This window comes from Desulfofundulus sp., assembly GCF_049701015.1.
GTDB lineage: Bacteria > Bacillota > Desulfotomaculia > Desulfotomaculales > Desulfovirgulaceae > Desulfofundulus.
Map to the genome: position 1 here is coordinate 1 of NZ_JBNATZ010000413.1, position 1,062 is coordinate 1,062.

General features: G+C 54.1%; 2 protein-coding genes. Both read right to left on the reverse strand.

Features of this window, described 5'->3' with window-relative positions; all coding sequences use genetic code 11:
- A partial coding sequence (locus tag ACPLUI_RS14970; protein WP_424661037.1) for a PLP-dependent cysteine synthase family protein occupies positions 1–531 on the reverse strand: 531 nt, incomplete at its 3' end.
- Between the two features lie 226 nt (positions 532–757).
- On the reverse strand, positions 758–1,062 hold a 305-nt coding region (locus tag ACPLUI_RS14975; protein WP_424661038.1), incomplete at its 5' end, for a TCP-1/cpn60 chaperonin family protein.

A 1,062-nucleotide genomic window follows, 5' to 3' on the forward strand; every position in this document is an offset into this window, starting at 1 on the left:
AACACCGGCCACAAAAAAATCCACTTCCCCATCCGTATCCCGCCAGATTTCTTCGGCTGTTGTAGCCCGGTGAGCGGCCGGGTTGGCCGGGTTGGCAAATTGTTGCGGCATATAGGCATTGGGGTGGGAATCCACCAGCTCCCGTGCTTTGCGTACGGCCCCGGCCATGCCCTCGTCCCCCGGAGTAAGGACCACCTCCGCCCCGTAAGCGGCCAGAAGCCTGCGCCGCTCCACACTCATGGTTTCAGGCATGGTCAACACCAGCCGGTAACCCCGGGCCGCGCAGACCATGGCCAGGCCAATTCCGGTATTACCGCTGGTGGGTTCTATAATCACGGTATCCTTATTGATTAAACCTTTTTTTTCAGCCTCAAGAATCATGTTGTACGCAATCCGGTCTTTAACGCTCCCACCGGGGTTAAAACACTCCAGCTTGGCCAGAACAGTAGCAGGTAAACCCGAAGCAACCTTTGGCAGGCGGACCAGGGGCGTACCCCCGACCAGCTCGGTAACGTCATTAAAAATGCGCATGCAACCACCTTCCGATGAAAATGTGAACCGCCAGAAGTTCATCTTTATTCATGGTAGTGTGACCACGTGTTTGATTATACTCCTGCTAAGAATGCCTGGCAACAACATACCCCCGTCAACGGCGGGAAATAATTAAAATAAAGACGAAAACGTTCCCACAAAAGGTCCCGGGAAAGAAAGAACCCCCGCACAGAAAATACGGGGGTTCTCCATATGCTCGCTCAACTTACATTGGAGGCATGCCGCCGCCCATGCCGGTATCTTTTTCTTTCTCCGGTTTTTCCGCCACCAGTGTTTCAGTAGTCAGAATCATAGCGGCAATGGAAGCAGCATTCTGCAGCGCAGACCTGGTAACCTTCGCCGGGTCCACTATACCCGCTTCTATCATGTTCACATATTCGCCGGTCAGAGCGTTGAAGCCCATACCATCGGGGAGAGCTTTGACCTTTTCCACCACCACAGAACCTTCAGCACCGGCGTTGTTGGCAATTTGACGCAGGGGCTCTTCCAGGGCCCGGCGTACAATGTCCA